The 13,139-nt window shown below is 42.2% G+C and carries 13 protein-coding genes; all 13 read left to right on the top strand.

The genetic code is table 11. The features are described from left to right. The first annotated feature begins 133 nt into the window (after nt 1-133). The 13 genes from N8M93_RS01240 to N8M93_RS01180 all read left to right on the top strand — a co-directional run bounded on the left by N8M93_RS01240 (nt 134) and on the right by N8M93_RS01180 (nt 13,084). Nucleotides 134-1,225 carry a type III polyketide synthase gene (locus N8M93_RS01240; RefSeq protein ID WP_261129198.1) on the top strand — a complete coding sequence of 364 codons (1,092 nt, stop codon included), beginning with the start codon at nt 134-136 and terminating at the stop codon, nt 1,223-1,225. Between the two features lie 21 nt (nt 1,226-1,246). Continuing rightward, a complete protein-coding gene (locus N8M93_RS01235; protein ID WP_261129197.1) occupies nt 1,247-1,831 on the top strand; it encodes an isoprenylcysteine carboxyl methyltransferase family protein in 585 nt (194 codons plus the stop codon). A gap of 139 nt (nt 1,832-1,970) precedes the next feature. Beyond that, the gene (locus N8M93_RS01230) at nt 1,971-3,092 is read left to right on the top strand and encodes a D-alanyl-D-alanine carboxypeptidase family protein (RefSeq protein WP_261129666.1); all 1,122 of its coding nucleotides are present in this window, start codon (nt 1,971-1,973) and stop codon (nt 3,090-3,092) included. Then, entirely contained in the window at nt 3,085-3,678 is a 594-nt protein-coding gene (locus tag N8M93_RS01225) for a nucleoside recognition domain-containing protein (protein WP_261129196.1), read from the top strand. The genes N8M93_RS01230 and N8M93_RS01225 overlap by 8 nt, the downstream gene beginning before the upstream one ends. A gap of 1 nt (nt 3,679) precedes the next feature. Further along, on the top strand, nt 3,680-4,213 hold the full coding sequence (locus N8M93_RS01220) for a spore maturation protein (protein WP_261129195.1): 534 nt from the start codon (nt 3,680-3,682) through the stop codon (nt 4,211-4,213). Nucleotides 4,214-4,542: 329 nt separating this feature from the next. Next, the gene (locus tag N8M93_RS01215; RefSeq protein WP_261129191.1) at nt 4,543-5,262 is read left to right on the top strand and encodes a pseudouridine synthase; all 720 of its coding nucleotides are present in this window, start codon (nt 4,543-4,545) and stop codon (nt 5,260-5,262) included. 82 nt (nt 5,263-5,344) lie between these two features. Next, on the top strand, nt 5,345-5,872 hold the full coding sequence (gene resA / locus N8M93_RS01210) for a thiol-disulfide oxidoreductase ResA (RefSeq protein ID WP_261129189.1): 528 nt from the start codon (nt 5,345-5,347) through the stop codon (nt 5,870-5,872). Nucleotides 5,873-5,884: 12 nt separating this feature from the next. Beyond that, complete coding sequence (locus N8M93_RS01205; protein WP_261129188.1) at nt 5,885-7,510, top strand: cytochrome c biogenesis protein ResB; 1,626 nt, start codon at nt 5,885-5,887, stop codon at nt 7,508-7,510. A 15-nt stretch (nt 7,511-7,525) separates the two neighbouring features. Then, nucleotides 7,526-8,713 carry a c-type cytochrome biogenesis protein CcsB gene (ccsB, locus tag N8M93_RS01200; protein WP_261129186.1) on the top strand — a complete coding sequence of 396 codons (1,188 nt, stop codon included), beginning with the start codon at nt 7,526-7,528 and terminating at the stop codon, nt 8,711-8,713. Nucleotides 8,714-8,796: 83 nt separating this feature from the next. Beyond that, a complete protein-coding gene (locus tag N8M93_RS01195) occupies nt 8,797-9,516 on the top strand; it encodes a response regulator transcription factor (protein ID WP_261129185.1) in 720 nt (239 codons plus the stop codon). Then, nucleotides 9,513-11,312, top strand: coding sequence for a cell wall metabolism sensor histidine kinase WalK (locus N8M93_RS01190; protein ID WP_261129184.1), 1,800 nt, complete (start codon nt 9,513-9,515; stop codon nt 11,310-11,312). Before N8M93_RS01195 ends, N8M93_RS01190 begins: the two co-directional genes overlap by 4 nt. A gap of 230 nt (nt 11,313-11,542) precedes the next feature. Beyond that, nucleotides 11,543-12,235, top strand: a complete 693-nt coding sequence (locus tag N8M93_RS01185) for a peptidoglycan DD-metalloendopeptidase family protein (protein ID WP_261129183.1) — start codon at nt 11,543-11,545, stop codon at nt 12,233-12,235. 36 nt (nt 12,236-12,271) lie between these two features. After that, entirely contained in the window at nt 12,272-13,084 is an 813-nt protein-coding gene (locus N8M93_RS01180) for a histidinol-phosphatase (protein ID WP_261129182.1), read from the top strand. The last annotated feature ends 55 nt before the right edge of the window (nt 13,085-13,139 follow it).

The following is a 13,139-nucleotide window of genomic DNA, read 5'->3' as shown; positions in this document are numbered from 1 at the left end:
TCCCTAATAAGCCATTCACCCATACTATATGCATTCGTCTAGTAGGCGGACTAGACGATTGTACCGGTTTCACATATTTTGTTACGATAAGTACAAACTGATTAAAAATGCACTTTAAGGAAGTGTCAGGCAAATGCCATATATCTTATCGGTCGGTACCTGTGATCCGGAACATACCTTAGGACAAGGCGATACAGTCGAATTTGCGAGAGAGCTGTTCAGTGATCACTTTTCCCATATTGATCGCTTATTACGTGTGTTCGAAAATGGACAGATTGAAACAAGGAACTTTGTCAATGAGGTTCAGTGGTATAAAGAAAACCATACGTTACAATGTAAAAATGACATCTATATTGAAAAATCAGTTGAGTATGGTGTCAGTGCGATCGAGAATTGCCTCGCCAATAATACATACATGGATAAGCAGATCCCCTACAACGAAATAGACGCAATATTTTTTGTTTCGACAACTGGATTTTCAACACCGAGCATTGAAGCGAGGATCATGAACAAACTTCCATTTTCCCCTCACACGAAACGGATCCCGATTTGGGGTTTAGGATGTGCAGGGGGGGCTTCAGGACTTGCTAGGGCACATGATTATTGCCTTGCCTATCCACAAGCGAAAGTCCTGCTTGTTTGTGTAGAATTGTGCAGTTTGACGTTCCAGAAACAAGATTATTCGAAAAGCAATCTGATCGGGACATCTCTTTTTGCAGATGGTGTCGGAGCAGTAATGATGGTAGGAGATGAAGTGAAAGAGCATGAGTTGACGATTGAAAAAACCATTCCCAAAACGATAGCCAGCCAATCCACTTTGATGCCGGATTCAGAAGAGGTAATGGGTTGGGATGTTAAAGACGAAGGCCTCTATGTCATCTTTTCTAAAGACATCCCCCATATCGTAGATAGTTGGTTTTATCCTACCATCCATCAATTTCTCATCGATCAGGATCTTGAGATGGGGGATATCAAGCATTTCATCGCTCACCCTGGTGGGATGAAAGTATTGAACGCCTATATGAGTTCATTGGACATTCCTGCTTCCATGTTTCATGATTCATTGGAAATATTGAAGCGGTATGGGAACATGTCATCTGTGACTGTGATCTATGTATTGAATCGGTTCTTGCAAAAAAATATTTCATCTGGCGAAAAAGGTCTTGTCATGGCTCTAGGACCTGGTTTCAGTTCTGAAGTCGTCTTGATAGAATGGGTAGAATGAGTTTTATAAGGGGGATGGATCATGATCTTCTTTTTATTATTTTCTTTCATCATCGCACAGCGTCTGATTGAACTGAAGGTGGCAAGACGAAACGAAAAAAAGATGAAGGCGAGAGGGGCAAAAGAATTTGCTCCGGAGCATTATAAATGGATTGTCATTCTTCATACGGCTTTCTTGTTATCATTGTTCTTAGAAGCATATGTTAAAGGATTGGAGCTTTCACCTTTTTTTCCTGTATTGTTCTTATTTTTTATCGTGTTGCAAGGGTTGAGGGTGTGGACGATCATGTCACTCGGCATGTTCTGGAACACGAAGATCATCATCCTACCAAATGCAAATGTCGTAAAAAGAGGTCCATTCCGTTTCTTGCGTCATCCAAATTATGTTGTTGTTTCTTTCGAGTTGCTGGTCATTCCGCTAATGTTCAATGCATTTTGGACTGCAGTCCTATTCACGATATTGAATGGTTTCCTGTTACTGTTGGTTCGGATTCCAGCAGAAGAAGCGGCCTTATCCCAGCAATCAGACTACGATCATCAATTCAGCGATACGCCGCGTTTTATACCTCAAGAAGAACGAAAGTATTCGAAGTCCCGACCCAAGTAGACGATAACCTCATTATGTAGATTTAATTTTTTTCATATCCCGTTTTTTGGAGCATAAACTTGTACAAAACTGCCTAAGGGACGGGATGTTTATGATTGTTGCATTAATTAGAGCTGGAATCCTCATTGGATTAGCCTTTATGATATTTTTTTCGACTATACCGCTGCATCAGCTCGTGTATGCAGAAGGACCTGGTGTAGATGCTCAAGGTGCTATACTGATGGAGCAGGAATCTGGTCGCATTTTATATGGAAAAAATGAACACCAGAAAATGAGGATCGCAAGCATCACGAAAATCATGACCGCCATCTTAGCGGTCGAGTCGGGAAAAATGGATGAAATGGCTACGGTAAGTGAGCGGCCGCTCCAGGCAGAGGGCTCTTCGATTTATTTAAAAAAAGGTGAGAAGATCCTGTTGGAAGATCTCGTGTATGGGTTGATGCTCCGTTCAGGTAATGATGCTGCTGTAGCAATAGCAGAACATGTTGGTGGCAGCTTGGAAGGGTTCGTCTATATGATGAACGAAAAAGCTGCGGAAATCGGTATGAAAAATACGCATTTCTCCAATCCTCATGGACTCGATGATCATGAGAATCACCACTCTACCGCTTATGACATGGCATTATTGACCCGGTATGCGATGGAAAATAAAACATATCGGAAAATCTCTTCCACAAAGACGCACAGAGCTCCCCAAGAGGGAGAGGAATGGGATCGTATTTTCAAGAATAAAAACAAACTGTTACGGATGTATGAATATTCTACCGGGGGAAAAACAGGCTATACAAAACGTGCGAAAAGGACACTTGTATCAACAGCAAAAAAGGAAAATCTTGAACTGATCGCAGTCACTTTGAATGATGGTAATGATTGGAATGACCACATGAACCTTTTTGATTGGGCTTTCAATACATATGATCTTGTCTCCATTGTAGAAAAAGGTCCAATCAATGGTCTGGAAAACGATGCTTACAAGAATAAAGTGGAAGCGGCAAGAACTTTTTATTATCCATTGACCGAAGATGAGCGGGACCTTCTCAAAAATGAAATCACCCTTATCGAACCACCTGAAAATGGAAAATGGGGAAAGAATCCTCCGAGTCCAGTTGGAAAGCTTACGATTTATCTTGATGGTTCTGACATTGGAGAACTCCCGTTATTCCTCAAAGGTACGTATAGGGAACTGGAAGAAGAAACCTTTTGGGGAACGATCAAGAAAGTCGTGACGAAGTTCTTTATCATCACGGTGCCGTATGGTTAACCTGATCTGGGTATTCATGTTTGTCATCGGAATCCTTTATGCAGCAATTAATGGAACAATGGAGGAAGTCAATGAGGTATTGTTCAAAAGTGCCCAGGAAGCGGTCACGATCAGTTTAGGATTGATCAGCATCCTTGTCTTTTGGTTAGGGCTGATGAACATCGCAAAAAAAGCGGGATTGCTCGAAAAGCTTTCGGGACTTTTCAAACCCGTCGCCCAAAGGCTCTTCCCTGATATCCCGCCGGATCATCCTGCGATGGGATACATCTTATCAAATATGGTTGCCAACCTTTTTGGACTCGGAAACGCGGCTACGCCTATGGGTATAAAAGCGATGGAACAGATGAAGAAATTGAATGCCGACCGTAATGATGCCAGTCGTTCAATGATCACGTTCCTCGCGATCAACACCTCTAGCCTTACTATCATTCCAACTACAGTTATAGCGATCCGGATGAATTATGATTCCCTGTCACCGACCGATATCGTAGGGACAACGCTTATTGCGACTGCTTGTTCGACATTCGCAGCCATCATGATCGACCGTTATTTTTACCATCGACGGCAAAAAAGAAGGAGGCCTTGAAATGGAGTTTGTATCAACAATATCCATTTGGATCCTTCCCTGTCTGATCGGATTTGTCCTTATATACGCAACTTTCAAAAGAGTTGCCACATACGAAGAATTTGTTGAAGGCGGGAAGGAAGGGTTTTCGATTGCAGTTTCAATCATACCCTATCTGGTGGGGATGCTCGTAGCCATCACCGTATTTCGAGCCTCAGGTGCTTTAGCGTTCATGATTGATTCTATCAAGCCGTTTCTCACAGCAATCGGTGTTCCATCGGAAATCGTGCCACTGGCGTTGATAAGGCCGATTTCTGGGACAGGCGCTCTCGCCATGACGACAGATTTGATTTCCACGTACGGACCTGATTCGTTCATTGGGCGATTGGCTTCTACAATGCAAGGCAGTACCGACACCACTCTTTATATACTTACTGTCTATTTTGGGGCTGTTGGGATCAAAAGGATGGGAGATGCGTTGAAGGTCGGGCTGCTTGCTGACCTTGTCGGAATCATCTGTGCAATCATCGTCGTGACACTCGTCTTTGGCAGTTGATTTACACTCCACCAATAGTTGGTGGAGTTTTTTGATTGCATAGTTAATGATAGTTGGAGATGCAGCAAATTCTTTGAGCGAAATCCGTGACACTCCTTCGTGAACAGCGATTCTAGGCAGAACCATGGCATCCATGTTTTCGGCTAGGTTTGTAAATGCACATTATTTTAGTCAAATAAGGTCTCCAGTGTCCGTTAGGGAGTTAGTACAACTTCAACAATTAAGATGTGGCCCCATCCCCCCCGTACAATTTGTAAATAAACTGAACTGTTCTATCAAAACTTGAGAATTCAAATGTCGAAGAGTATGATTGAGAATGAGGTGAAGGTATGGAACGATTACAAAAGATCATTGCGCAAGCTGGTGTTACTTCTCGACGGAAAGCCGAGAAATTGATCCAGGATGGACAAGTGAAAGTGAACGGTAGTGTTGTAACAGAATTAGGGACGAAAGTGTCACCTTCTGACGAAATTGAAGTGAATGGGGTACCAATCAATAAAGAAGAACCTGTCTACTTTTTGTTTTATAAACCGACTGGTGTTATTTCAAGCGTGAAGGATGAAAAAGGCCGAAAAGTAGTAACGGACTATTTTCCTGAAATTGAGCAAAGGATCTTTCCTGTAGGTCGTCTTGATTATGACACTTCCGGTTTGCTTATACTGACTAACGACGGAGATTTCGCAAATACACTCATGCACCCGAAATATCATGTGGAAAAAAGATATGTCGCCAAGGTGAAGGGGATTCCGTCCAAGCTCGAGATCCGTCAGCTTTCAAAGGGGATCAGGCTTGATGACGGCAAGACAGCCCCGGCGAAAGTCAAAATGAAAAGCCTCGATAAAAAGAAACAGACAGCAATCATTGAACTGACAATCCATGAAGGTCGCAATCGTCAAGTAAGAAGGATGTTCGAAGCACTTGGCTATCCTGTTCAGAAACTGAAACGTGAAGGCTACGGAAATCTGGATCTCAGAGGACTGAATCCTGGGGACTCTAGAACGATGACACCGCATGAGGTCAAGCAATTACGGAATCTAGCTGTCACATAAACGTCAAATAAAACCCATGAATACTGGACAAATAAACGTTATAGTAGGAAGGGTAGAAGATTAGATTGGAGCGATCGCCATTATGAAAAAACGACAACGGTTAATCATGCGTTCAGTCATATTGGTTGTTATTGCCCTAGCCCTGGGATACACCCTCTATAACACCGTTTTCAATGACAAAAAAGAACCTGTCAAAGCTGGAGATGCAGCACCGAATTTTGTCCTGAAAGATTTAGAAGGTAATGAAGTAGAGTTGGAAGATTATAAAGGGAAGGGCGTTTTCTTGAATTTCTGGGGTACATATTGTCCACCATGCGAGAAAGAAATGCCAGCCATCCAACGGCAGTATGATAAATATAAAGATCAGGGTGTAGTTGTCCTGGCAGTTGATATCGCAGAGCCGAAGTTTACGGTGGAAAAGTTCGCGAACAGATTGAATCTGACTTTTCCGATTCTTTTGGACCAGCAACGTGAAGTCGTAGATGAATACGGGGTTGGAAATCTACCGGCCACCTATTTGATCAGTCCGGAAGGTAAAGTGATCGATAAAATCACAGGTGAGCTGAACGATACACATGTCCGCAACTACATGGAAAAAATCAAGCCATAATGGGGTGTTCAAATGGAAAAGATTAAGTGCGATTGCGGCCATCTGAATCCCTACGGAACGATCATTTGTGAAGCTTGTGGTAAGCCGATTCAAGAAGAATCACCAGATAAGCTATTGAACATGAGATACGAAGGGACAGCCCGACGTTCGCAAACATACAATACGAATGCTGTCGATAAAATATGGAATTTCTTCTCGAGTGTGAAAGTCGGGGTATGGCTGATCGTCATAACCCTGATTGCTTCTGCTATCGGGACGATTTTCCCGCAACAGATGTATATACCGACTGCTGAGGCAAATGATCCTGCAGCATATTATGAAAAGGAATATGGTTTTCTTGGAGAACTCTATTATGTATTAGGGTTCCATAATCTATATAGTTCCTGGTGGTTCGTCCTTTTGCTAGGTTTGATCGGTGTATCTATTACGGTCGCAAGTATTGACAGAGGGATTCCGCTTTATCGTTCACTTCGAAACCAGCGGGTCACAAAGCACGATAACTTCCTGAAAAAACAAAGGATGTTCGCTGTAACAAAGCTTCCAGAAGACGAAGAACAATTCATGGAAGAAGTTCTTTTCAGATTGAAAGAAAAACGCTATCGTGTCCGGAGAGAGGGTAATAGTATCCTAGCCGAAAAAGGGCGTTTTTCCAGGTGGGGTCCGTATGTGAATCATATCGGATTGATCATCTTCTTATTAGGAGCCATGCTCAGAGTCGTACCAGGTATGTATTTGGATGAAGATATGTGGATTCGCGAAGGTGAGACGAAAGCGATCAAAGGTACGGATCAAGAATATTATTTGAAACACGATAAATTCACATATGAAGTCTATGATAACAAAGAAGAAAGGTTCTCTGACGCTTTGAATCGAGTACAGCAGCCAGTACCGAAAAACTATCAAAGTGACGTTGTCCTTTATAAAGCCGGTGAAAAACTACCGGGTGCAAAGCCGGAACTTTCTAAGGTCAAAGACTATGCAATCCAAGTCAATAAACCGCTTGATTTTGATGGATATTCACTCTATCAAGTAGATTATCGACAAGAAATGAGTGTGATGCATTTTCAATTTCAGGAAGCCGAAACAGATGAGAAGATCGGTTCATTTTCAGTCGATTTACAAGAACCAAAAGACGAGTATGATCTCGGTAATGGGAATCGTGTAGAATTACAAGGTTATTATCCTGATTTTTATTTTGATTCAGATACGAAAAAACCATCAACGAAAACGAATGTACCGAACAATCCAGCGTTTATTTTCAAAATGTTCACGCCTGAAACACCAGACGGTGAAGTTGCCTTCATCGCAATACGTCAGAACCTTGATCCTTCTGGTGAGAATCAATACAAGATTGCTTTTGACGGTATCGACACTGAGTTCATCACTGGTTTGACCGTAAAGAAGGATTATACGCTTCCTATCATTTTGATCGGTGGAATCATTTTTATGCTCGGGGTCGTACAAGGTTTATATTGGAACCACCGCCGTGTATGGCTGAAAATGAAGGATGAAGAGGTTTGGATGGCAGCTCATACGAATAAAAACTGGCACGGCATAAAACGAGAACTTGATGATATCACAGAGAAACTTGATATGAGTAAGTTGAACGATCAACAAGAAGAGAAGGAAAAAGCATAGAAAGGAGGAACCCAAATGGCACAATTAAGCAGTACCTTATTATATATTGCATTCTTCATTTATTTTGTCGCTACAATCCTGTTTGTCGTCTCATTGACCATCAAAGAAAAGGAAGCGCCAAAATCAAATCAATGGGGGAAATGGGGATATATCTTATCGATCATCGGGTTCATCAGCCAATTAGGATATTTCGTTACAAGATGGATCGCTGCAGGCCACGCCCCAGTCAGCAATCTCTTTGAATTCACGACATTTTTCGGGATGATGATGGTCTTCGGCTTCATTATCATATACGCAATCTATCGTTTGAATGTTCTTGGTGTGTTTGCAATGCCGATTGCATTGCTAGTAATAGCTTATGCGAGTATGTTCCCAAGAGAGATAGAACCGTTGATTCCAGCTTTACAAAGTAACTGGTTGAAGATCCATGTGACGACAGCAGCTCTAGGTGAAGGAATTTTAGCGATCAGTTTTGTTGCCGGATTGATCTACTTAGTGGCGACCATCGATCAAAGCAAAGGATCGAAAAAGACAGGCTGGTTGGAATTTGTACTTTATACCTTACTCAGTACACTTGGATTCATCCTTGTTTCCATCGGTTTTGGAGCCGCAAATTACCAAGTAAGCTTCGAATGGGTAAATGAGAGCGAACAGCAGGCTGAACTTGTCTATCATATGCCAGCAATCGCTGGCCCGCATGATGGTGAGAAAATGACAGAGGACGCATTCGGACCGCTTTTCGAAGCACCTGCATGGATGGAAGGCGTCGATGCACCGAAGAAATTGAATACGTTCATCTGGGCATTGTTCTCCGGATTCATTCTATACGTATTACTTAGATTAGCTTTGAGGAAACGGTTGGGCGCAGCCTTGAAACCTTTACTGAAAAACATCAATACAGATCTGGTTGATGAAATCAGTTATCGTGCAATCGCAATCGGATTCCCTGTGTTTACATTAGGCGCTTTGATTTTTGCTATGATCTGGGCACAGGCAGCTTGGACAAGGTTCTGGGGCTGGGATCCGAAGGAAGTATGGGCTTTGATTACTTTTCTTTTTTACGCTGCCTATCTCCATTTAAGACTTACAAGGGACTGGCATGGTGAAAAATCAGCATGGTTATGTGTGCTCGGTTTTGTAATCATCATGTTCAACTTGATAGCAGTAAATATCGTAATCGTAGGCTTGCATTCCTATGCTTAACAGAAAACCTTCACGTTTCGTGGAGGTTTTCTTAGCAGTTGGAAAGAATATGTGGTATGTAAGAAGTAGGAGGTATGTGAATTATGGAAAAAGAACAAAGAGTGCTTGTCGTTGATGATGAAGAACGGATCCGTAAACTGCTCCGTATGTATCTAGAACGTGAAAACTTCTCGGTTGTCGAAGCGGAAGATGGAGAAACAGCTTTGCAAGAAGCTAGTGAAGCAGAATTCGATATCATCTTACTTGATCTGATGCTTCCAGAGATGGATGGAATTGAAGTTTGTGAAAAGCTGCGTAAGGAAAAAGCGACACCAATCATCATGCTGACTGCTAAAGGAGAGGAATCAAACCGTGTCCAGGGATTCGAAGCAGGTGCAGATGATTATGTAGTCAAACCATTTAGTCCAAGGGAAGTTGTGTTACGTGTGAAAGCGCTGTTAAGACGCTCGACTGCCACGAAATATTTACATACAGACACAGTGAGCAAGGATGTCATCGTATTCCCGCATCTGACGATTGATAACGATGCGCATCGTGTAGCGGCTGATGGAAAGGAAATCAGCCTGACCCCGAAAGAGTATGAACTGCTCTTGTATCTCGCAAAGACACCAGACAAGGTTTATTCAAGAGAACAGTTATTGAAAGATGTCTGGAATTATGAATTCTTCGGTGATTTGCGTACAGTCGATACACATGTTAAGCGACTACGTGAAAAGTTGAACCGAGTGTCCCCTGATGCAGCTTCAATGATTTCTACTGTTTGGGGTGTTGGTTATAAATTCGAGGTAGAAGAAGAAGAATGATCTGGAGGAGTGTAGTAGGAAAGCTTTGGGGGACGATCCTTCTACTCGTTTCTGTCGTCCTTTTCATTTTGACTGTTCTATTGATGCAGTTTTTTGAGAATTTCATTGTAGATAATGCAAAAATGCAGTTATCGCAGCTCGAAGACTCCCTCGTGGAAATCATTCAAAGTGATCAGCCATTCGATGAATCCAAAGATACCATTTCAAAACTGGTTGATGCTCATTCGAGTAATATTGTAATACTAAGTGATCGTACACAATTTTCCCATTCTTCCGATCAGACGGAATTATCTACGCTCCCTTATTCACTCTTCCGGGAAGACCCGAAATTATCAAAAGTTCTGAAGGATGGCGAAACAGTGATCGTTCAAGGCGATTTTCCAATACGGAACGGCAATCAGAAGGAACAAAACGAGTTGTTGATTGTCGGAAAGCCTGTCGAACTTTCTGAAAATGAACAGGGTGCGGTTTTCATCTACCAATCTCTTGAATTGATACAGGAAACCAATCAGCAAGCAAAGCAAATCATATTCTTATCTGCGGGAATCGCTATCATTCTTACCACGATTTTTGCCTTTTTCTTATCCACACGGATCACTTCCCCTCTCAGACGTATGAGGGAAGCGGCATTAGAAGTTGCACAAGGTAAGTTCGATACGAAGGTGCCGATCCTGACACATGATGAGATAGGTGAACTTGCCCTGTCATTCAATAGAATGGGCAGGAATTTGAAGAACAATATCAATGCATTAAGCCAAGAAAAAGAACAATTATCAAGCATTTTGAGCAGCATGGCTGATGGTGTCGTCACCTTTGATCGGAAAGGGAAGATTCTTGTTACCAATCCTCCTGCTGAACGCTTTATCCAGGCCTGGTACTATGAACAAGGTATGAAAGAGCGGAAGGGCGAGGAAGTACCTGAACAGATCAATGATTTATTCCGCAGTGTTGTCAATCTTGAACGCGAACAGATAACGGAAATCGAGCTTCAAGGAAGAAGTTGGGTCGTACTGATGACGCCGTTATACAATCAATCCAATGTTCGTGGTGCTGTTGCGGTCTTCCGGGACATGACAGAAGAACGTCAGCATGATAAATTGCGGAAAGACTTCATCGCTAACGTCTCACATGAGCTTAGAACACCGATTTCGATGCTTCAAGGATATAGTGAAGCGATCATTGATGATATTGCTGGTACTGAGCAAGAAAAGAAGGACATCGCACAAATCATCTATGATGAGTCGTTACGAATGGGGCGTTTGGTTAATGAGCTTCTCGATCTCGCACGAATGGAAGCTGGTCATGTTTCCCTTGAAGTGATGGAAATCGATAGCGGAGAATTCTTCAATAGGGTCGTGCATAAATTCCAGGGACTCGCAAGGGAAAGAGAGATCACCCTTGAGTTGAACCTGCCTGGTGAGAAGAGCATCATTGAGGCTGATGCAGATCGGTTGGAACAAGTGATGACGAATTTGATAGACAACGCCTTGAGGCATACGAAAGAAGGCGGGGAAGTATCTGTGGTTGTTACGGACCTTTCGGATGGAATTAATGTTGAGGTCAAAGATACTGGATCAGGAATTCCAAAAGAGGATCTGCCATTTGTGTTCGAACGATTTTATAAGGCAGATAAAGCTCGTACAAGAGGCCGTTCTGGGACAGGTCTAGGTCTTGCAATTGTAAAGAATATCGTTGATGCACATGGCGGAAAAATATCCGTTCACAGTAAGATGGGTGAAGGGACGGCATTTTCATTATTCATTCCTCGAAAATTCGAGAATGAGAGTGGAAACTGACGATAAATCTTGTTCCATGAGTAACAGGAATCAGGAAAGAGCCACTCCTGTGGTGATAGGAAGCAGAAAAGCTTCTGGATGTACCGGGAAAAAGATGCGGATTTCAAAAGGGTCAAACAATCGGATTAAATTGTTCCTGAATAGGTTATAAAAAACCACTTTCCTCCATACGATATTATCGTGCCTTGGCTTGTCCAACACTCAGGATAATAGACTGTGGAGGTTTTTTTATGAAAAAAGTACTATTATTGTCCGTGGGGGTATTTTTTGTTTGGTTTCTTATGCCGAATTCTGATAATGTATCAGCTAAGAGTTCCACGATTGAGGTGAAAATTGATGAAATTTGGGATTGGCCTGTCGATGGTGTTTTGACAGATCATTATGGTTCCCGACAAGGTACTCATTTCGGGATAGATATAGCTGCTGATGAAGGGACAGACATACGAGTTGTGGAAGATGGGACAATAGCGAAATCCTATTACTCAGATTCATATGGAAATGTCATTTTCGTAAAACACTCGAATGGTATGGAAACCGTTTATGCCCATATGAGTGAACGTTTTGTAGAAGATGATGAAAAGGTGAAAAAGGGTACTGTCATCGGCTTGATCGGCAATACTGGTAAATCTAGAGGCGATCATTTGCATTTTGAAGTGCATAAGGATGAATGGAATGTACATAAATCCAATGCAGTTGATCCACTTGCATTTCTTGATGATCGCCATTTGGCCATCAACGTTGATGCACCGCATCTCGATGATTCAGGGAAGCTCACGATTACCATTACTGAAGGTGACACTCTCTGGGCACTTTCACAAAAGTATGATATTCCGGTGATGGATTTGATGAAATGGAATAACCTTGATTCCGATTTGCTCGTCGCTGGACAAACAATCGTGATTAAGAAACAAACGAGTCAATAATTGCAACATACTAGCGGAGAGGGGAACGAAGAAAAAATGAGGACGGATTATCATAATCATCTGGAAAAAGGAACACTGACTCTTGATTATCTTTCTAAATTCACTGAAAAAGCGAAAAAGGAGGGGATCGATCATTTCGGCATCTCGGAACATGCCTATCACTTTTATCAGACTGCCGATATTTTATCTAATCCGTGGGTTGATGAGAGACGCTATTATGACATGGAGGATTATGTAGATCTGTTCCATCAGGCATGGAACAAGGATATAGACGTGAAAATGTCGATAGAAATGGATTATACCCCTGGTAAACACGAAGAAATGAAGCGATTCATCGATCAATATGATTTTGATTATGTCATTGGCTCGATTCACTGGATCGATGATTTCGGAATCGACCTCTCTGAGTATAAGGAAGAATGGGATCGAAGAGATTTATTCGATGTTTACAGACGATACTTTGACCAGGTTGTCACATTGGCTGAATCCAACATGTTCGATATCCTCGGACATATCGATCTCGTGAAGATCTTCAACTATGTACCTGAGGACAATAACTTCCTGCTAGAACAATATGAACGGGCAACGGACGCATTGAAAGAGTCAAAGACATGCATTGAGATCAGCACAGCCGGTCTACGGAAACCCGTAAAGCAAATGTATCCACATGAGGATCTTTTGATAATGTGTCAGCGTAAGGGGATTCAGATCGTTTTGTCTTCCGATGCCCATTACCCTGAACATGTCGGATTTGCCTACGAGCGTGCGGTCCAATTTGCAAAAGAAGCAGGTTATACACATTTGATGACATTTGAAAAAGGAAAGCGAAAAGAAGTTCCTTTGAAATAGGAGATATTTCGTCATATCATTTTTGCTGGATCTATAACTTACGGATTTCGGCCGA

Source organism: Bacillus sp. Marseille-Q3570 (assembly GCF_946151055.1).
GTDB lineage: Bacteria > Bacillota > Bacilli > Bacillales > Fictibacillaceae > Pseudalkalibacillus.
Note: the sequence above shows the minus strand (reverse complement) of the source record. Positions and strands in the feature narration are given on the sequence as shown.

Coding starts and splice junctions, on each gene's coding strand:
- N8M93_RS01240 (WP_261129198.1), top strand. CDS start 134: ATGCCATATATCTTATCGGTCGGTACCTGTGATCCGGAACATACCTTA.
- N8M93_RS01235 (WP_261129197.1), top strand. CDS start 1,247: ATGATCTTCTTTTTATTATTTTCTTTCATCATCGCACAGCGTCTGATT.
- N8M93_RS01230 (WP_261129666.1), top strand. CDS start 1,971: ATGATATTTTTTTCGACTATACCGCTGCATCAGCTCGTGTATGCAGAA.
- N8M93_RS01225 (WP_261129196.1), top strand. CDS start 3,085: ATGGTTAACCTGATCTGGGTATTCATGTTTGTCATCGGAATCCTTTAT.
- N8M93_RS01220 (WP_261129195.1), top strand. CDS start 3,680: ATGGAGTTTGTATCAACAATATCCATTTGGATCCTTCCCTGTCTGATC.
- N8M93_RS01215 (WP_261129191.1), top strand. CDS start 4,543: ATGGAACGATTACAAAAGATCATTGCGCAAGCTGGTGTTACTTCTCGA.
- resA (WP_261129189.1), top strand. CDS start 5,345: ATGAAAAAACGACAACGGTTAATCATGCGTTCAGTCATATTGGTTGTT.
- N8M93_RS01205 (WP_261129188.1), top strand. CDS start 5,885: ATGGAAAAGATTAAGTGCGATTGCGGCCATCTGAATCCCTACGGAACG.
- ccsB (WP_261129186.1), top strand. CDS start 7,526: ATGGCACAATTAAGCAGTACCTTATTATATATTGCATTCTTCATTTAT.
- N8M93_RS01195 (WP_261129185.1), top strand. CDS start 8,797: ATGGAAAAAGAACAAAGAGTGCTTGTCGTTGATGATGAAGAACGGATC.
- N8M93_RS01190 (WP_261129184.1), top strand. CDS start 9,513: ATGATCTGGAGGAGTGTAGTAGGAAAGCTTTGGGGGACGATCCTTCTA.
- N8M93_RS01185 (WP_261129183.1), top strand. CDS start 11,543: ATGAAAAAAGTACTATTATTGTCCGTGGGGGTATTTTTTGTTTGGTTT.
- N8M93_RS01180 (WP_261129182.1), top strand. CDS start 12,272: ATGAGGACGGATTATCATAATCATCTGGAAAAAGGAACACTGACTCTT.